This window comes from Georgenia daeguensis (assembly GCF_039537705.1).
Classification (GTDB): domain Bacteria; phylum Actinomycetota; class Actinomycetes; order Actinomycetales; family Actinomycetaceae; genus Georgenia; species Georgenia daeguensis.
The window spans coordinates 15,832-32,908 of sequence record NZ_BAABBA010000013.1; the positions used below are offsets into that span (position 1 = coordinate 15,832).

19 protein-coding genes are annotated in these 17,077 nt (G+C 74.6%); 9 read left to right on the forward strand and 10 right to left on the reverse strand.

The genetic code is table 11. The annotated features are described in order from the left end of the window. Window positions 1-8: 8 nt before the first annotated feature. Window positions 9-452: an SgcJ/EcaC family oxidoreductase gene (locus tag ABD774_RS13275; RefSeq protein WP_345041990.1), complete on the reverse strand. Its 444-nt coding sequence runs from the start codon at window positions 450-452 to the stop codon at window positions 9-11. A 139-nt stretch (window positions 453-591) separates the two neighbouring features. Here ABD774_RS13275 and ABD774_RS13280 point away from each other — a divergent pair, with 139 nt between their 5' ends. Then, on the forward strand, window positions 592-1,308 hold the full coding sequence (locus tag ABD774_RS13280) for a hypothetical protein (protein ID WP_345041992.1): 717 nt from the start codon (window positions 592-594) through the stop codon (window positions 1,306-1,308). Here ABD774_RS13280 and ABD774_RS13285 read toward each other — a convergent pair. Together ABD774_RS13285 and ABD774_RS13290 are read right to left on the reverse strand one after the other, a co-directional pair. Continuing rightward, a complete protein-coding gene (locus ABD774_RS13285; RefSeq protein WP_345041995.1) occupies window positions 1,295-2,080 on the reverse strand; it encodes an alpha/beta fold hydrolase in 786 nt (261 codons plus the stop codon). The two genes, ABD774_RS13280 and ABD774_RS13285, sit on opposite strands and share 14 nt — an antisense overlap. Continuing rightward, window positions 2,077-2,598, reverse strand: coding sequence for a PadR family transcriptional regulator (locus ABD774_RS13290; RefSeq protein WP_345041997.1), 522 nt, complete (start codon window positions 2,596-2,598; stop codon window positions 2,077-2,079). The genes ABD774_RS13285 and ABD774_RS13290 overlap by 4 nt, the downstream gene beginning before the upstream one ends. 130 nt (window positions 2,599-2,728) lie before the next feature. Between ABD774_RS13290 and ABD774_RS13295 the strand changes: the two genes are divergently transcribed. Genes ABD774_RS13295 through ABD774_RS13305 form a run of 3 tightly spaced genes read left to right on the forward strand, consistent with a single transcriptional unit; the run spans window position 2,729 to window position 4,441 of the window. Next, window positions 2,729-3,163 carry a hypothetical protein gene (locus ABD774_RS13295; protein WP_345042000.1) on the forward strand — a complete coding sequence of 145 codons (435 nt, stop codon included), beginning with the start codon at window positions 2,729-2,731 and terminating at the stop codon, window positions 3,161-3,163. Beyond that, complete coding sequence (locus ABD774_RS13300) at window positions 3,160-3,942, forward strand: SDR family oxidoreductase (RefSeq protein WP_345042002.1); 783 nt, start codon at window positions 3,160-3,162, stop codon at window positions 3,940-3,942. The genes ABD774_RS13295 and ABD774_RS13300 overlap by 4 nt, the downstream gene beginning before the upstream one ends. A 10-nt stretch (window positions 3,943-3,952) precedes the next feature. Beyond that, complete coding sequence (locus ABD774_RS13305; protein ID WP_345042005.1) at window positions 3,953-4,441, forward strand: hypothetical protein; 489 nt, start codon at window positions 3,953-3,955, stop codon at window positions 4,439-4,441. A gap of 24 nt (window positions 4,442-4,465) precedes the next feature. Here the strand turns inward: ABD774_RS13305 and ABD774_RS13310 are convergent, their stop codons facing one another. Then, a complete protein-coding gene (locus ABD774_RS13310; protein ID WP_345042007.1) occupies window positions 4,466-4,903 on the reverse strand; it encodes a PPOX class F420-dependent oxidoreductase in 438 nt (145 codons plus the stop codon). Window positions 4,904-5,006: 103 nt separating this feature from the next. On the opposite strand from ABD774_RS13310, the gene ABD774_RS13315 reads away from it, so the two are divergent. Next, window positions 5,007-5,642, forward strand: a complete 636-nt coding sequence (locus tag ABD774_RS13315) for a maleylpyruvate isomerase family mycothiol-dependent enzyme (protein ID WP_345042009.1) — start codon at window positions 5,007-5,009, stop codon at window positions 5,640-5,642. Window positions 5,643-5,647: 5 nt separating this feature from the next. On the opposite strand, the gene ABD774_RS13320 is transcribed toward ABD774_RS13315, so the two are convergent. Both ABD774_RS13320 and ABD774_RS13325 read right to left on the reverse strand, forming a co-directional pair. Further along, window positions 5,648-7,570 carry a penicillin-binding transpeptidase domain-containing protein gene (locus ABD774_RS13320; RefSeq protein WP_345042012.1) on the reverse strand — a complete coding sequence of 641 codons (1,923 nt, stop codon included), beginning with the start codon at window positions 7,568-7,570 and terminating at the stop codon, window positions 5,648-5,650. 79 nt (window positions 7,571-7,649) lie between these two features. Beyond that, window positions 7,650-8,165: a cupin domain-containing protein gene (locus ABD774_RS13325; RefSeq protein WP_486327313.1), complete on the reverse strand. Its 516-nt coding sequence runs from the start codon at window positions 8,163-8,165 to the stop codon at window positions 7,650-7,652. Between the two features lie 152 nt (window positions 8,166-8,317). Between ABD774_RS13325 and ABD774_RS13330 the strand changes: the two genes are divergently transcribed. Further along, window positions 8,318-8,767 carry a nitroreductase family deazaflavin-dependent oxidoreductase gene (locus ABD774_RS13330; RefSeq protein ID WP_345042017.1) on the forward strand — a complete coding sequence of 150 codons (450 nt, stop codon included), beginning with the start codon at window positions 8,318-8,320 and terminating at the stop codon, window positions 8,765-8,767. On the opposite strand, the gene ABD774_RS13335 is transcribed toward ABD774_RS13330, so the two are convergent. The 4 genes from ABD774_RS13335 to ABD774_RS13350 all read right to left on the reverse strand — a co-directional run bounded on the left by ABD774_RS13335 (window position 8,707) and on the right by ABD774_RS13350 (window position 12,104). After that, complete coding sequence (locus ABD774_RS13335) at window positions 8,707-9,537, reverse strand: DNA alkylation repair protein (RefSeq protein ID WP_345042020.1); 831 nt, start codon at window positions 9,535-9,537, stop codon at window positions 8,707-8,709. The two genes, ABD774_RS13330 and ABD774_RS13335, sit on opposite strands and share 61 nt — an antisense overlap. Window positions 9,538-9,566: 29 nt before the next feature. Beyond that, window positions 9,567-9,983 (reverse strand): VOC family protein, encoded by a 417-nt coding sequence (locus tag ABD774_RS13340; RefSeq protein ID WP_345042022.1) that lies wholly within the window; start codon window positions 9,981-9,983, stop codon window positions 9,567-9,569. Between the two features lie 289 nt (window positions 9,984-10,272). Continuing rightward, window positions 10,273-11,733 carry a sucrose phosphorylase gene (gtfA, locus tag ABD774_RS13345; RefSeq protein ID WP_345042025.1) on the reverse strand — a complete coding sequence of 487 codons (1,461 nt, stop codon included), beginning with the start codon at window positions 11,731-11,733 and terminating at the stop codon, window positions 10,273-10,275. Further along, the gene (locus tag ABD774_RS13350; protein WP_345042029.1) at window positions 11,730-12,104 is read right to left on the reverse strand and encodes a VOC family protein; all 375 of its coding nucleotides are present in this window, start codon (window positions 12,102-12,104) and stop codon (window positions 11,730-11,732) included. The genes gtfA and ABD774_RS13350 overlap by 4 nt, the downstream gene beginning before the upstream one ends. Window positions 12,105-12,341: 237 nt before the next feature. On the opposite strand from ABD774_RS13350, the gene ABD774_RS13355 reads away from it, so the two are divergent. The 3 genes from ABD774_RS13355 to ABD774_RS13365 all read left to right on the forward strand — a co-directional run bounded on the left by ABD774_RS13355 (window position 12,342) and on the right by ABD774_RS13365 (window position 17,041). Next, a complete protein-coding gene (locus tag ABD774_RS13355) occupies window positions 12,342-13,280 on the forward strand; it encodes an NAD-dependent epimerase/dehydratase family protein (RefSeq protein ID WP_345042032.1) in 939 nt (312 codons plus the stop codon). 138 nt (window positions 13,281-13,418) lie between these two features. Beyond that, window positions 13,419-14,153 (forward strand): sulfite exporter TauE/SafE family protein, encoded by a 735-nt coding sequence (locus ABD774_RS13360; RefSeq protein WP_345042035.1) that lies wholly within the window; start codon window positions 13,419-13,421, stop codon window positions 14,151-14,153. Window positions 14,154-14,713: 560 nt separating this feature from the next. Continuing rightward, window positions 14,714-17,041, forward strand: a complete 2,328-nt coding sequence (locus ABD774_RS13365; protein ID WP_345042037.1) for a glycoside hydrolase family 65 protein — start codon at window positions 14,714-14,716, stop codon at window positions 17,039-17,041. Window positions 17,042-17,077 lie beyond the last annotated feature (36 nt).

Consider the following 17,077-nt stretch of genomic DNA (forward strand, 5'->3'; position numbering starts at 1 on the left):
GACGCGGCTCAGCCGGGCTGCGCGATCGGCGTCGTCTGGGCCGACGCGATGCGCCAGCGACCTTCGGAGCGCACCACCACGTAGGTGAGCGCGCCGACCGTCGGCAGCGCGGCTGCCGGCTCCGGCCGGGCGTCCTCCACCCGCTTGGTGCAGCTCACGAGGGCGACGCCGGGGGCCAGCGGCCGGACGTCGTGGACCTCCGCCGTCGTCACCACGTCCTTCAGCGGCGAGGCGAGCGCGGCCCGCATGGCCGCGGCGAGGGCCTCGCGGCCCAGCACCCGGCGGCCGGCGATGTTGACGACGACGGCGTCCGGGGTGTGCAGGTCGAGGAACGGCTCGGGGTCGAACTGGGTGTCCTGCGCGCGGCGCACCAGCTCGTGGATCTCGGCGAGGCCGGCGGCGTCGAGGCCCGCCCCCCGGCTGGTTCGTTCTGCGGCCTTCTCTGCGGTCATGGCGGCGAAGGTAGCCGGATCGGCTGCGGCGGGGCAGCCCATTTTTCGCCCGGGGACGTTCGTCCGTGGCGCCGCGCTCTGCGCCGGGTGACGGTGTGAAGCGAGGTCGTGTGCGGAGGTGCCGGAGGAGGGAACCGCCATGGAGCGCGCAGCGGACGCGGGCAGGGTTGCCGCTCGGCGGGAGACTGGCGCCGCCCGGTCCGGGGGCGAGAGAGCCGGCGCGACCGGCGTCGTCGTCTCCGTGCTCGGCGTGCTCGCGGGCCTGGTCGGGATGGAGCACGGCGTCGGCGAGCTGGCGCAGGGGAGGGTGCCCGTCGGGTCGGTCGTCTTCGAGTCCTGGCCCGGCGCCGCGGCGTTCGGGCCGCTCGGCGGCGAGCCCGCGATGTCGCTCCTGCCCACGATGCAGCTCTCCGGCACGGTCACCGTGGCGGCGGGGGCCGCCGTCGCCCTGTGGTCGGCGCTGTACGTCCGACGACCGGGCGGCGGCCTCGTGCTCGTGGGCCTCTCGGTCCTCCTGCTGCTCGTCGGCGGCGGGTTCGGACCGCCGCTGCTCGGCGTCGTCCTCGGGCTCGCGACGCTCGGCGCCGGGCGGCGGCCGCCGGGCTCCGCGACGCGCACGCTCGCCCGGCTCTGGCGTGGCGCGCTCGCGGCCGCCGTGCTGGGCTACCTGGCCCTGATGCCCGGCACGGTGCTCCTGCAGGTCCTCACCGGGATCGACGACGCCGCCCTGGTCGCGGCGGTCACCGTGACGGCGTTTGCCGCGCTCGGTCTCGCGGTCCTCAGCGCCCGGGCGCACGACCGGGTCGTCGCGCACCGTGGCCCCGGCGGCGCCGCAGCGGGCGTCACGCGGGCCTGAGCCGTCCGTCCACCGTTCCGTGCACCCAGGCGCGGACGACGTCGTTGAAGAGGCCGACGTCCTCGACGCTCCACGCGTGGTGCATGCCGGGGGCGACGCGGCACTCAGCCTGCGGGACGGCGCGGCGCAGGTCGGGGAACGAGCGGCGCACCGCCGCGGACTCCTTCTCGCCGGCGATCGCGAGCAGGCGGCCCCGGTACGACGGCAGGCCGTCCGGCACGCCGCCGTCGTAGACCTCCCGCATGAGGCGCACGGCGTTGTCCTTCGTGACCGACATGCCGTGCTGCACGAAGATCTCGCGGTCCTCGGCGGGCAGACCGAACGCCCGGGACTGCGCCTGCCAGAACCAGCGCCGGTCCCACCAGCGCAGCTGGAGACCGGCGAGCCACCGGGTCGCGCCGCGCACCCCGGCGAGAGGGACGCCGCTGACGAGCGCGGACTCCACCACCTCGGGGTGACGCGCCAGGAGGCGGGTGGCCACGACGCCGCCGAGGGAGAGGCCCACGACGTGCACCCGGCCGCCCCGGGCGCGGGCGGCGATGAACGCGGCGACGTCGTCCGCCGTCGCCGCGAGGGAGGACCAGCGCTCGCCGGCGCGGGCGCCGAAGCCCGGCAGGTGAGGGGTGAGCAGGTGGTGGTCCGCCAGCCCGGCGACCTGCGGGTCCCACATCCAGTTCGCCACGTTGCCGCCGTGCAGCAGCACGATGGTGGTGTCCGCGTGGGCACCGGTGGACGGGTGCTCGACGGGGTAGGTCGTCGCGGTCTCGGTCATGGCAGATCCTTTTCGACGGCCTCGAGCCAGGCGAGCTCCGCGCGGACGTGCGCGAGGCCGTTCTCGAGGGTGGCGTTGCGGAGGTAGGCGGAGCGGTCGGTGCTGGCGCCGGGGGCGTGTCCCACGGCGGTGAGGGCGGCGAGGAGCGCCTCGGCGTGCTCGCGACGCCGGCGGAGGAACGCGAGGACCTGGTCACGGTCGAGCTCGCCGGCGAAGAAGAGCCGGGCGAGGAAGGGGTCCCGTTCGGCGGGGGCGGGCAGGGGAGAGGCGAGCCAGTCGTGCAGGGCGATGCGGCCGGCCTCGGTGATGTGGTGCTCCAGGCGGTCCGGCCTGGTCTCCTGACGGACCACCTCGACCGTGGCGTAGCCCTCCCTCACGAGCGTGGCGAGCGCCCGGTAGACCTGAGCCTTGTCCGCCGCCCAGAAGTGCCGGACGGTCGAGTCGACGTGGCGCTTGACGTCGTACCCGCTCATCGGGGCGATGGCGAGCAGGCCGAGGATGAGACGGCTGAGTGTCATTCGTATAGTCGACCACGCACCTAGTCGACGTGTCTCCTATTTGGTGCTTCGCGAACTCGACCCTCAACGGCACGGAAATCGGTTGACCGTCCGGCCGGCGTGAGTACCGTCCACGTCCGGGGAGGCGACGATGACGAGATCGGTGCGTGCGCTGGTGGTTCTGGGGGCGGTGGCGTTCCTTGTGCCGGGGGTGTGGTCGTTCGGGTGGCCGCGTTCGTTCCACGAGACCGTCGCGCGGTTCGACCCGTTCAACCTCCACCTGTTCCACGACCTCGGCGCCTTCCAGATCGGCATCGGCGTCGCCCTCGTGGCGGCGCTGGCCTGGCGCGACGCCGTCGCCGTCGCGCTGGCGGGCGCCACGGCGGGCGCCGCCGTCCACGCCGTCTCCCACGTGATGGACCGCGACCTCGGCGGCCGTGCGTCGGACCCGTACCTGCTCTCGCTCCTGGCGCTGCTGCTCGCGGCCGGCCTGGTGCTGCGCCTGCGGCACCACCCGTCCCGCGGCGCGACGCCGGGTCGGGCGCGGGAGCGCTCGCGCACGGTGCCCCAGGATCGCGCGGTATGAGTTCGGTCCTCGTCACCGGCGCGACCGGCACTCTCGGCCGCGTCGTCGTGCCCGCGCTGGCCGCCGCGGGCCACGACGTGCGCGCCATGAGCCGTGTGCACCGCCGCCCCGACGGTGAGGAGACCTGGGTGCGCGCGGACCTGGCCACCGGGCAGGGGCTGGCCGACGCCGTGGACGGGGTCGGGACCGTCGTGCACCTGGCGTCGGCTCCGTACCGGCGGGGCTACACCCGTCGGGTCGACGTCGCAGGGACCGCCCGGCTGGTCGCCGCGGCGCGGGCCGCGGGCGTGGACCACGTGCTGCTCATGTCGATCGTCGGCGTCGACCGGGTGCCGTGGGGCTTCTACCGGACCAAGCTCGAGGCCGAGCGGCAGGTCGCGGAAGGGGGCGCGCCCTGGACGGTCCTTCGTGCCACGCAGTTCTTCGACTTCCTCGACACGGCGTTCGCCGCGCTGACCCGCCTGCCGGTCGTGCCCCTCGACCGACGGGTCCGCGCGCAGCCGGTGGACACGGCCGACGTCGCCGATCTCCTCGTCGAGCTGGTCGCGGCCGGCCCGGCCCGGGACACCGTGGAGCTGGGCGGCCCCGGGGTGCTCACGGGTGACACCGCGCTCCGCGAGTGGATGGCCGCCACCGGCCGGCGCCGCCGCGTGCTGCCGGTCCGCGGGCCCGGCCGGATGCTGGCCGCGTTCCGCGACGGCGCCGCCACGACGCCCGCGCTCCCGACGGGCACGCGCACGTGGTCCGAGTTCCTGGCCCGCCGCTACGGCCGCCGGTAGGTTCCCACGCGTGGCCACCGAGGACCTGACGACCCAGACCTTCGCGTCTACCCTGCCGGCAGCGCCGGACCTGGTCTGGCGGCACGCCACGCGGTTCACCGGGATCAACGGCGAGCTCTACCCGTGGCTGCGGATGACCGCGCCGGCCGGCACGACGGCGCTGGACCCGGGCACCGTCGAGCCGGGTCGCCCGCTCTTCCGCTCGTGGCTGCTGCTCGGCGGTGTCCTCCCGGTGGAGTACGACGACCTCGTGATCGCCGAGATCGAGCCGGGGCGGCGGTTCCTCGAGCGATCGAGCATGCTGACCTCGCGGGTGTGGCAGCACGAGCGCACCGTGGAGCCGGCCCCGGGCGGCAGCCGGCTGACCGACCGTGTCTCCTTCTCGCCGCGGTGGGAGCCGCTCCGGCCGCTCATGGCACCGGTGATCGGGCTCCTCTTCCGGCACCGGCACCGCCGTCTCGCACGCCGCTACAGCGCTCGCGCGAACGCCGCTCGCTGACGGCCGCGGTCAGCCGGGGGCCAGCTAGCTGGTGGCGGCACCCGACGGCGCAGCGTGCTCGGTCCGCGGCGTGTCGTACCACGTCTCGCCGACCGGCTCGCCCTCCATGTTCCAGCTCCAGGAGACCGTCGGGGTGACGCGGAGGAAGTAGCCGGGCCCCACCACGCCCACCCGCTCGATCGGCCCCTCGGCCCGGCCGTACACGCGGATGCCCCGGACGACGAACGGGTCGAAGGACACCATGTCGTCGACGACGAGCGCCACCTTGTGGAAGCCGGCCTCGACGTTGCGGAACTTGCGGGTCTCGAGCACCTGGCCGCCGACGCCGCCGACCCAGAAGTAGGTGCCGTCGAACTCGAGGGCGACCGGGACGACGTCGGGCTGCTCGCCGGGACCGACGGTCGCGAACCGGGCGGTGGACTGCGATCTCAGAAAGGCGATCTCCTGGTCGGTGAAAGACATCGTCGTCTCCTCTCGCCGGGTCCAGGCTAGTCGCTTCCGGGGCGCGTGGAACCGGCCCGGTCGCTTCCAGAGGGTGCCCCTGCTGCGCGGATAGGTTGCTGCCATGGGGAGAGCCGAGACCTGGGGCCGCGTGCACGCCGAGCGGGCGGCGTTGGCGGACGACCTCGCGGACCTGCCGGAGGAGGGATGGGCGACGCCGTCCCTCTGCGCCGGCCTGTCCGTCCGCGAGGTGCTGGCCCACATGACGGCCGGCGCGACGCTGAACCCGCTCACCTGGATGGCCGGCGTGGTCCGGTGCCGTTTCGACTTCGACAAGCAGGTGGCCATGCGCCTCGCCGAGCATCTGGGCGCCACCCCGGCCGAGACGCTCGCCCGCTTCCGCCGGGTGCGGACCAGCACCACGGCGCCGCCCGGGCCGACCGCCGCCTGGCTGGGGGAGGCGCTCGTCCACGCCGAGGACATCCGACGCCCGCTGGGTATCGCCCGGCACTACCCGATCGAGACGGTCACCCAGGTGGCCGAGTACTACCGAGGCTCTGACCTGGTCGTGCTGGCGAAGGGACGTGTGCGGGGGCTGCGGCTCCGGGCGACCGACGGCCCCTTCACCACCGGCGCCGGACGACTCGTGCAGGGCACCACCCTGGCGCTGGTCATGGCCATGACCGGAAGGGCGACCTACTGCGACGAGCTGGAGGGCGACGGCGTCGCGACGCTCCGGGCTCGCGCGAACCTGTCGTAGCTCGATCAGCCGACGGCGGTGAGGAAGTCCCGCACGATGCCGCCCGCGACGCCGGAGCCGTGCCCGCCGCCCTGGACCATGACGGCGACGGCGAGGTCGCCGCGGTACGCCATCATCCACGAGTCCACCCGGGCGTCCCCTCCCTCGCCGGCCTCGGCGGAGCCGCTCTTGGCGTGGACGGGCCCGCCCGGCACCTCGGCCAGCAGGGTCGCGGTCCCGCCGGTGACGACGCCGCGCATGTAGCCGCGCAGCACGTCCGCCTCCTCCGCGGTCAGCGGGACCGGCGGCGCAGTCACCCGGGCCGGGTCGTCGGCGATCTCCTCCGGCCCCAGCACGAGCGTCGGTGCGACGGCGGCCCCGGCCTGCACGGACGCGGCGACGGTCGCCATGGCGAGCGGCGAGGCGAGCACCTCTCCCTGACCGATGAGGGACGCCGCGAACCCCGTGCCGGACACGCCCGCCGGGACCGAGCCGAGGAAGCCCGGCCAGGTCCCGGCCAGGTCGCGGCCGAGGCCGAGGGCGGCTCCGGCGTCGGCCATCGCCTCCGGCGTCAGGGAGTCCCGGGCGTTGATCAGGGCACTGTTGCAGGACTGCGCGATCGCGTCCGCCATGGTGATCTCGCCCAGGTACGCGGCGGGGTAGCCGGGGTAGTTGCCCACGGTGTAGCCCTCGACGGTGGCGTCCGGCGTGCAGGAGACGACGTCGTCCGGGCCCACGCCGGCCCGCAGCAGCGCGAGAGCGGTGACGATCTTGTAGGTCGAGCCCGGCGCGAGGGTGGCAAGCATGGCGGTGTTCTGGCCTTCGCTGCCCGGTCCGGACGCGGCGGCGAGGATCTCGCCCGTGGACGGGCGCAGGGCGACCAGGCCGGCGGGGGAGGTGGTGCCCGCCAGCGCCACCTCGGCGGAGGTCTGCAGCCGGGTGTCGAGCGAGAGGTGCAGGTCGGCACCGTCGGTGGGGGGACGCTCGAACAGGGTGGTCAGCTCCGCGCCCACCTGCGCGCTGACCCGTAGCCCCGGCCTGCCGGCGAGGGTGACGTCGTACTGCTCCTGCAGGCCCGAGAGCCCGACCGTGTCCCCGGCCGACACCCGGCCCTCGGACGCCTCCACGATCTCCTGGGTGGCCTCGCCGACCCGGCCGAGCAGCGCCCGGGCGAACGCCGACGTCGGCGCGAGCGGCAGCTCGCCGGGCAGCGCCACCCCGCCGGGCACCTCGGCGAGGCGCGCGAGGTCGACGTCGGAGCTGCCCTCGCGCACGACGATCGCCTCGACAAACGCGCGCGGGCCCGCGGAGACGGCCCGGTCCGCGAAGGTGGCCGGGTCGTCGTAGCCGGCCAGCGTCGCGACGGCCTCGGCGCTCGCGCGCAGCTCCGCCTCCGGAGCGCCCTCCAGGCGCGTCTTGTCGACCCCGACCCGCAGCACCGGACGGTCGGTGACGATCGCGGAGCCGTCGCCGGCGAGCACGTCCCCGCGCTCGCCGCGCACGCGCTCGAGGACCACCGACGACTGCGGGCCGACGCCCGGCACGAGCGAGTCGGGCTGGACGTCGGCGTTCCAGGCGCCCTCGTCGTCCTCCACCAGCTGTGCGGTGCTCGTGTAGCTCCAGTCGGGCTCGCCGTCGGCGTCGAGGTCCCACGCCCAGTCCAGGTCGACGTCCACGACCGTGATCTTGCTGTCGGTGATCTCGCGCGGCTCACCGACCGCGGCCACCTCGACCGTCCGCGGGAGCTCGGCGATCTCCCCGAGCATGCTGGCCAGGTGCTCCGCCGACCCCAGGCCGCGGGTGTAGCTCGTCTCGCCCGTCGCGAGTGCCTTGGCGAGATCCTCCGCGTCCTCCGCGGGGTCCCGCGTCGTGCTGCACGAGGCGAGTGCGGTCGAGACCAGGAGGACGGCCGCGAGGACGAGGGGACGGCGTCGTCCGGAAATCGTCACCGGACAAGGATGGCGCCGGTCCGGCGCGGTGTCGACGTTATAACGCGCGCGGTTCGGTCGTCTCACGCGGTGCGCCGACCTACTCGGGCAGCTCCGACGAGAGGTGGTAGCGCGCGACGACCCCGGAGAACCACGGCGGCGTGGTGAACTCGAGGCCGTACTCAGCCGCGAGGGCCCCCAGCGCCGCCGGGTCCGGCGGTCCGCCGGCCAGAAGCTCGCGGAACGCCCAGAAGAAGTGCTCCAGGCCGGCCGGGCTGATCACCTCGATCATCCGCGCCGGGGTCTGCCCGGCGTTCCACATCATGTGGGCCTCTCCGCGCGGCTTGGTGATGTAGCCGCCCGGGCCCAGCACCACCTCCCGGTCGCCGGAGCGGAACCCGATCTCGCCCTCGGTGACGATGGAGTACTCGTCCTCGCGGGTGTGCACGTGCGGGTCTACGAATGCCCCGACGGCGAAGGGATGCTCGACGATGGCGACCATGCCGTTGGTCTGCTCGCCGAACAGCTTGAAGACCACGCCGACGCCGTCGGCCTCACCGTGCTCACCCTCGCCCGGGTGCACCACGGTCACCCCGGATCCTTCCGCCCGTCCCATGGCCGCCTCCGCTCGCTGGCCCGAGGTGTCGACGGGAACAGCCTGCGGCGGAGCATCTCGCCGGTCAAGACGCAGGCCTCGGGCCGCGCCTACGGCCGGACGGCCGCGTGCCTCTAGGGTGTGGACGACGGTCGACTTCGGAGAGGGCAGGCATGGGAATTCAGAAGCTGGGCACCGAGTACGAGGCGAGCCCGCAGGAGCACGTGCGCCGCCAGGTGGCGGAGTACGAGGCCTCGCAGGGGAAGCGGGCCAACACGATGAAGGGCCTGCCGATCGTCGTCGTGACCATGCGCGGCGCCCGGTCCGGCAAGGTCCGCAAGGTCCCGCTCATGCGCGTCGAGCACGACGGCACGTACGTGGCGGTCGCCTCGCAGGGCGGGGCGCCGAGCCACCCGCAGTGGTACCACAACCTGCTCGCCCACCCGGAGGTGCGGGTCCAGGACGGCGCCGAGGTGGTGGCGGCCCGGGCCCGTGTGGTCACGGGCGAGGAGCGCGTGCAGTGGTGGGAGCGGGCCGTGGCGGCCTTCCCGACCTACGCGGACTACCAGCGGCGCACGGACCGTGAGATCCCGGTGTTCCTGCTGGAGCCCACGGGGGTGTAGCGGACCTTCGCGGCCCTGCGTACCCGGGGTGGACCGGCCGGCTCCCCGCTCATCCGGGGTGGACCGGCCGGCTCCCCGCTCACCCCGAGGTGCCGCAGCGCCTCGCGCCGCGAGAGCGGGGCCAACCGGTCCCCGAGCGCCTCGACGTACGCGGCGACCCACGCCGGGTCGGTGCGCGCGTGGTCGCGCAGTGCCCACCCGACGGCCTTGCGGACGAAGAAGTCGTCACCGTGGGGGCTCCCGAGCAGGTTCGCCTCGACGCAGTCGGCCAGCAGCCCCGTGTCGGTGCGCTCGCGGGCGCCGATCTGCGCCAGGAGGGCGGCACGCCGCACCCACAGTTCCGTGTCCGACGACCAGGCGCGGACGGCCGCCGCCACGTCCGGGTGAGCCCGCAGGAGCGGGGCGAGCAGATGGGTGGCGACGTCGTCCACGAGGTCCCACCACGCCCCTGTGACCACGAGGTGGCGGTAGAGGGGGAGGGCGGCGGGGTCGGTCGCCCACGCCCGGTACGGGCGGTGGCGCGCGAGCGCGATCGCGGCGTGGCGCTCGTCGCGGTACTCGGCCTCGTCCCAGAGGGCGCGGACCGTCGCCTCCCAGGCTCCGGCGTCGTCGACGGCGTGGCGGGGTTCGGCGAGGACCTCGCGCACCGCCGCGCGCAGCTCGGGGAGGCGGAAGCCGCGCAGCGGCATCTCCGAGCGCAGGTACTGCCGCTGGCCGGCGGCGCGGACGGGGTCCCCGCCGTCGGCCAGCCTTCGGCGAACCGCGTCCACCAGGCCGCGGTCCGCCGGTGCGGTGCGGGTCAGGCGCCCTGGCCCGAGATGTTGATCAGCCAGCCGATCCCGAACCGGTCGGTGAGTTGGCCGAAGTAGTCGCCCCAGGGTGCCTTCTCGAGGGGCATGGTGACGGAGGCGCCGTCGGAGAGCTTGTCCCAGTAGCCCCGGAGCTCGGACTCGTCGTCCCCGCTCAGCGAGACGGTGATGTTGCTCGCGTCGGCGACGTCCATGGAGCTCGGGGTGTCGGACGCCATGAGCGTCATCCCGCCCGGGGCGTCGATCTGGCCGTGCATGATCTTCTCCGCGTCGGCGGGGTCCTGGCTGGCCTGGTAGTCGGCGAAGGTGCTCATGTTGAGGTCGCCGCCGAAGACGCCGTGGTAGAACTCGAGCGCCTCGCGGGCGTTGTCCCGGAAGGAGATGTAGGGGTTGAGTCGGGTGGTCACGGTGAACTCCTCGCTCAGTGGGATGGTGCGCCCAGTCTGACGCTCGGGCGGCGGCGAGCGCGAGGTCTTTGGCTGCGCGCCACGGTGTCGGTGCCGGTCCGCCGCCACGGTCTCGGTGCCCTTTCCTGCTTTCCGTGCGCGCTGCAGCACGCACCGAATGCGCGAGCACGCACCGAATGCGCGGGCACGCACCGAATGCGCGGGCACGCACCGAATGCGCGGGCACGCACCGAGTGCGCGGGCACGCACCGAGTGCACGAGCACGCACCGAAACGGTCGAGCGGGGAAGCTACCCCGAAGCGCGCGCCTCGGGCACGGGCGTCGCCCGGACGCGGACCTGCACCGCGGCGACGTCGGCCTCGAGGGTCACCCGGTGCTCGCCGGCCTCCCACGTCAGCTCGAGGGCGGATCCCTCGCCCGCAGCATGGAAGCGGCCGCCGAACGCCGGATGGGTGTTGCGCAGCCGGATCAGCTCGAGCAGCCGGCGGACCACCGGGCGGCCGAGATCGCGCTCGATCTCCTCGCGGGTGTAGTGGTGACGGTTGATGTCGCGGCCCACGCCGGTGCGGGCGAGCAGCTCCATGTCGTTGCGGCCGGCGAGCAGCCCGACGTAGTAGATCTGCGGCACGCCGGGCACGAAGAGCTGAACCGCCCGGGCCAGGAGGTAGGCGTCGTCGTCGCCGAGGGCGTCGTAGTAGGTGCAGTTGACCTGGTAGATGTCGACGTTGGAGGCGGCCCAGCCGGTGGCCTGCCGGGACTGCCCGCCCGAGCGGTTGTGGATGCCCTCGACCAGGTCGTGGACCTGGGCCGGGGTGAGGAGCCCCGGCCGGCCCTCCTCGATCTGGTCCGGCCCGACGTCGACGACCCCGATGCCGTCGTGGGTGTCCAGCACGGTGACGGCATTGGCGGGCCGGACATCGAGCCAGCGCCGCAGCGCCGCGGCGTCGCCGGTGTAGAGCGTGTGCAGGAGCAGCGGGGGGAGGGCGAAGTCGTAGACCCGGTCCACCCGGGCGGCGATGGCCACCTGGCGCTCGAAGTGCGAGTGGATCTCCACCAGCACCTCGGCGCCCCGGTCGCGGGCCCGGACGGTGAGGTCCTCGATGAAGGCGAAGGTCTGCGGCGTCATGAACGACGACGTCCCCGCCGTCTTCACCGCGTACCCGACGGCGTCGAGGCGCACCATGGACACCCCGCCGCCGGTCAGCGCGGCGAGCACCCGGTCGAGGTAGGCCTGCCCGGCCGGGGCGGCGAGGTTGAGGTCGATCTGCTGGGGCGTGAACGTGGTCCACACGAGGCGGCGGCGCCCGCCCAGGGTCATCGGGGTGAACGGCAGCCCCGGCCGGGGCCGGTAGATCCCGGCGAGCTCGGCCTCGTCCGCGCCGTCCGGGTAGACGTCGGACATGGTCAGGAACATCCCGGCGTGCTCCGAGCCCTCTCCGCGGGCGACGACGTCGCGGAACTCGGCGGAGTCGGCGGAGACGTGGTTGACGATGAGGTCGGCCATGAGCGTGTAGCGGCCGGCCAGCTCACGCACGTCGGCCCAGGTGCCCAGCCGGGGGTCGACGGCGGTGTGGTCGACCGGGTCGAAGCCGGCGTCGGCGCCGTCGAACGGCGTGAAGAAGGGCAGCAGGTGCACGCCGTCGAAGGTCCCGGCGAGCGGGCCGTCGAGCAGCTCTCGCAGCCCGCGCACCGAGCCGCCGAAGCGGTCGGCGTAGGCGATGAGCTGCACGCCGTGGCGTCGGGCGCTCACCGCTCGTCCTTGACCCAGCAGAGGCAGAACGGGTGGCCGGCGGGGTCCGCGTAGACCTGGAAGCTGGCCGGGTCGTCGCTCTCCTGGGCGGCCCGGAGGAGCGTGGCGCCCAGCGACAGGGCCTCCCGGTGGGAGGCGTCGATGTCGTCCACCCACAGGTCGAGGTGGATCTGCTGCGGGTTCCCGTCCGGCCACTCGGGCGGCACGTGATTCGGCGAGAGCTGGACCGCGACCCGCGGCTCGCCGTCGACCAGCACCATGTGCCAGTCGTCGTCGGCGGCGACGGTGCCGCCCAGCAGACCGGCCCAGAAGCTGCTCTCGGTGGCCACGTCGGCGGCGTCGAACACCACGACCTGCTGCTTGATGCGCACAGCGTCACCTCGCACCCTCGCTCCGTGGCGGGCCCGTGGGACGAGCTCGCCCGCCGCTACGGGGACACCGTACTCACGGCCGCCGCCCCGCGACCCTGGTCCGCCGGGAGGTGCCGCGGCGGGAGGTGCCGCGCCGGGTCCGGCCGGGCCCGCTGCGTTCGCTCGACCGAATATCGGGTGCTCCGCGTCACCGCGACCGGGCAGGATGGGGCGCCAGAGACGAGACTGGGAGGTCCCGTGCGCGTGCTCCTCGCCGGCGCGACCGGCACGATCGGCACCGAGCTCACTCGGCAGCTCCTGGAGGCCGGGCACGAGGTGGTGGGGCTGACCCGCAGCGGGCAGGGCGCCGCCAGGCTGCGCGACGCCGGCGCCGAGCCGGTGGTGGCCGACGTCCTGGACCGCCCCGCGCTGCTCCTGGCGCTCGAGGGGGAGCGCGCGGACGCCGTGGTCCACGAGGGCACGGCGCTCTCCCGCACGCCGGTGCGGCACCGCGACCTGTACCCCACGAACGCCCTACGCACCCGTGGCACCGCGAACCTGGTGCTGGCGGCCCGGGCCGTCGGCGCCCGGCGCTTCGTCACCCAGTCCTTCCTCTTCGTGTACGGCTTCGTCGACCACGGCGACGTTCCCGTGCGCGAGGACGCCCCGCTCGGGCCGTCCGGCGGCGGCGAGTTCGACCGGCACGTCGCCGCGATGCGCTCCACCGAGCAGCAGGCGTTCCGTTCGGGGCTCGAGGGCGTCGCGATGCGCTACGCGTTCTTCTACGGCAACGAGCCCACCACGCGTGAGCTGCTCGACCTGGCCGCCCGGCGCCTGCTGCCGGCGCCCGCCCACGGGAGCAACATGGCTGTGGTCCACGTCGCGGACGCGGCGGCGGCCACCGTCGCTGCGCTCGAGCGCGGCCGAGCGGGGGAGGCCTACAACGTCGCCGACGACCATCCGCTGACGTGGTCGGAGTACTTCGACGCCCTCGCCGAGGCGGGCGGGGCGCCGCGCCCCCGGCGACTGCCCGACGTCGTCTTCCGGGCCTCGCCCTACCTCGGCACCGTCGTCACGCGGGTCGGTATCCACCTCGACACCACGAAGGCGAGACAGGAGCTGGGCTGGACGCCGCGGTACCCGAGCGTGCACGACGGGCTGGCGGCCGTGGCCGAGCGGCGGCGCGCCCGCTCGTAGCGCCGCCGGGCGACGGTGCTCCGGCGCGTGAGGTGCTGGGAGTGGCGCGCCCGCGCGTGGCCGCGCCGGTCGGGCTGGGTAGCCTGAGCCGGTGCCGCGCCCCGCCCCAGACCGTCCCGACGACGGCGGACGGACGCCGTGACCGTCGCGCTCGTTATCGCCGTCCTCGTCGGCGCGGTCATGCAGCGGGTCACCGGTATGGGTTTCGCGCTCGTGTCCTCGCCGTTCGTGATTCTCGTGCTCGGACCGTCCGCGGGCGTGCTCGTGATCAACGTGCTCGGCATCGTCGCCTCGCTCATCGTGCTCGGCCGGGTCCGGGCGGACGTCGAGTGGGGCACCCTGGGCCGGCTGCTCCCGGGGGCCCTCGTCGGCATCGGGGCCGGCACAGCACTCGCCGCCGTGCTCGCCCCGCAGCGGGCGCAGATCCTCGCGGGAGTCCTGATCCTTCTCGGGCTGATCGGCTCCGCCGTCGTCGTCCGCGCCCGGACCCTGCCGCGCAGCACCGGCCTGGTCACCGCCAGCGGCATGGCCTCCGGGGCGATGGGGGCGCTCGCGGGCGTCGGCGGGCCGGCGATGGCCGTGCTGTCGGTGCTCACCCGGTGGGACCATGTGCGGTTCGCCGCGACCCTGCAGCCGTACTTCGTCGCCATCGGCGTGGTCACCGTCGCCGTGCGGGTGGCCGTCGAGCCGACCGCCGCCGGCGGGCTGTCCGCGGCCACGTGGGCGCTGACCGGCGTGGCGATGGTGGTCGGTGTGGCGGTCGGCGAGCTCGTCGCCCGGTGGCTGACCGCCGGCGCCGCCCGCCGCCTCGTCGTCGCCCTGGCCGCGGCGGGGGCGCTGGCCACGATCGCCGACGGCGCCGCCCGGCTCTGACCCGGACGCCCGGCTGCCGGCAGACGGAGTGGGGCGGGGGCAGCGGAACGGCCCGGCGCAGCGGAACGGCCCGGGCGCGTACGCCCGGGCCGCCGTCACTCTGTGCTGACCTGGGGGTCAGACGCTCGTCCTGTGCCCGATCCTGGGCGGTGCCGGTGCTACTACGAGCATCAACGGCCGATATGTCCGCGAGTCGCCTGACAGCCTGGTAGCAGTGTCGTCGTTACCACTGGCGTCGCATCACCGGCTCTCGTAGACGGGACTTCGGGGGCGCGCCCTTCGCGTCTCCCTGCCGCTGGTCGACCCCGGCCGACCGTGGCCAACCGTGCTGCCCGGCGGCCCCGCGGGGGGACCGGAGCGCTGCGGGTGACTCGGTCGTCGTGCCGTCCAGCTACCGCAATCTTCCCACCTCGGCGCCGCGAGGTCGAGAGGACTTTCGTCCGGGAACGACGGCGCGCTCCGGTGCGCGAGCCAGCTTCGCCCCGTCACCGGCCAGGCGCCGGACCGCCGACGGCGTGCCCGGATCGCGCCGCGGCACCCGGCCCGGTAGGACAGGGAGGATGAACGCGCCAGCCTTCGACGTCGACCCCTGGCTCCTGCGGGAGCCGAGCGTCGACCCCGCGACCCTCGCCGTCGCCGAGTCCGTCCTGTCCCTGTCCAACGGCTTCGTCGGCGTCCGGGGCACGCTGGACGAGATCGACCCCTCGGCCCGGCGTGGGACGTTCCTCTCCGGCGTCCACGAGACGCACCCCCTGTCCTACCCCGAGGGCGGGTACGGCCACCCCGAGGAGGGGCAGGCGATGGTGGCCGTCCCGGACGGCACGGCTCTGCGCCTCCTGGTCGACGGCGTCCCGCTGGACGTGCGCGAGGCGCGACCGCAGGTGCACGAGCGCACGTTGGACCTGCGCGCCGGCACCCTCGCACGGCGGGTGCGCTGGACCGCCCTCTCGGGCACCACGCTCGAGCTGCGGACGTGCCGGCTGGTCTCGCTCGCGGAGCGGTCGGTGTGCGCCGTCCGGTACGAGGTGCGCGCGCTCGACGGTCCGGCGCACGTCGTGGTGCGGTCCGAGCTCGCCGCCGGCGTCGCCCCGCCGGAGGTCGAGAGCGACGACCCGCGCGTCGCCGAGGCCCTCGACGACCCCTTCGAGACGCTGCGACGGACCCGCACGGAGGCCGGCGGCGCGCTCGTGCTGCGGACGCGCCGCTCGCGCATCGGCGTGGCCGCCGCGGTGCACCACGACGTCGAGGCCGGTCGCGTGCGCACCGAGGTCGACGACGACCGCGTCGTGACCACGGTCGCCGCGGACCTGGCGGCGGGCGAGGGCCTCGTCATCGTCAAGACGCTCGGGTACAGCTGGTCGCGTGAGGAGGCCGACTCGCTCGCCGCGGAGGCGTCGGCCGCGGTGCGCTCCGGCCGGGACCGCGGCTGGGACGGCCTGGTGCAGGCCCAGCGAGCCGTCCTGGACGAGCTGTGGGCCACGGCCGACGTCGAGGTCGACGGCGACCCCCAGCTTCAGCAGGCGCTCCGCTACAACGTCTTCCAGCTGTTCTGCGCCGCCGCGTGCGTCACCGACGCCCCCGTGGGCGCCAAGGGCCTGACCGGCACGGGGTACAGCGGTCACACCTTCTGGGACGTCGAGGGGTTCGTGGTGCCGGCGCTCACGCTCCTGCGTCCCGACGCGGCGGCACGGCTCCTGCGCTGGCGCGCGGGCACGCTCGACGCGGCCCGGGAACGCGCCGACACCCTGCAGCTCCAGGGTGCCGCCTTCGCGTGGCGCACGATCGACGGGCGCGAGACCTCCGCGTACTGGCCCGCCAGCACGGCCGCGACGCACATCAACGCCGACATCTCCCGCGCGTTCTGGCTCTACCGCAACGTGACGGGTGAGGACCTGGACTCCGTCGGGGGCCTCGAGGTCCTCGTCGAGACGGCTCGGCTGTGGATGTCGATGGGGCACGAGGACGCGGCGGGCGGGTGGCACCTGTTCGGCATGACGGGACCGGACGAGTACACCGGCGTGGTCGACGACAACGTCTTCACCAACCTCATGGCGCGGCGCAACCTCCTGCGGGCCGCGGACGCGTGCCAGGAGCAGCAGGACCGTGCCGCCGAGCTGGGGGTGGACCACACGGAGGCCGCCGCGTGGCGGGCGGCCGCCGAGGCGGTCCACGTCCCGTGGGACGAGGGGCTGCGGGTCCATCCGGCGAACCAGAACTTCACGACGTACCGAGAGTGGCGCTTCGAGGACAAGCGTGACTCCTACCCCGTCCAGGAGCACCAGCACTACGCGAAGTTCTACCGGCGCCAGGTGGTCAAGCAGGCGGACCTCGTCCAGGCGCTGTGGTGGTGCCGCGACGACTTCACCACCGAGGAGGTGGCCCGGGACCTCGAGTACTACGAGGCCCGCACCGTGCGCGACTCCTCGCTCTCCGCGGCCGTCCAGGCGGTGGTGTGCGCTCAGGCGCAGCACCCCGACCTGGCCCTGCGCTACCTGCGCGAGTCCGCCCTCGTGGACCTCCTCGACGTGCAGGGCAACACCGCCAAGGGGCTGCACCTGGCGTCGATCGGCGGCACGTGGCTGACGTTCGCCGCCGGCCTCGGCGGGCTGCGCGAGGACCACGAGCACCTCGAGCTCGCCCCGCTCCTGCCCTCGGCGCTCACCCGCACCGCCTACCGCATCACCTGGCGAGGGAACCTGCTGCACGTGGAGAGCACGGGCGGGGGGACCACGGTGACGCTCGAGCGGGGGAGCGGGCCGGTCGACGTCGTGGTCGACGGCACCCTCCTGAGCGTGGCGGCCGGCTCACCCGTCCGGGCGCCCCTGCGGACCCCGACGCCGCTCCTGGCGGAGCCGACGCAGCCCGCCGGGCGCGAGCCGCGGACCTAGGGCCCGGCTTGGCACGCTGGCGGGGCTCCCTGTGGC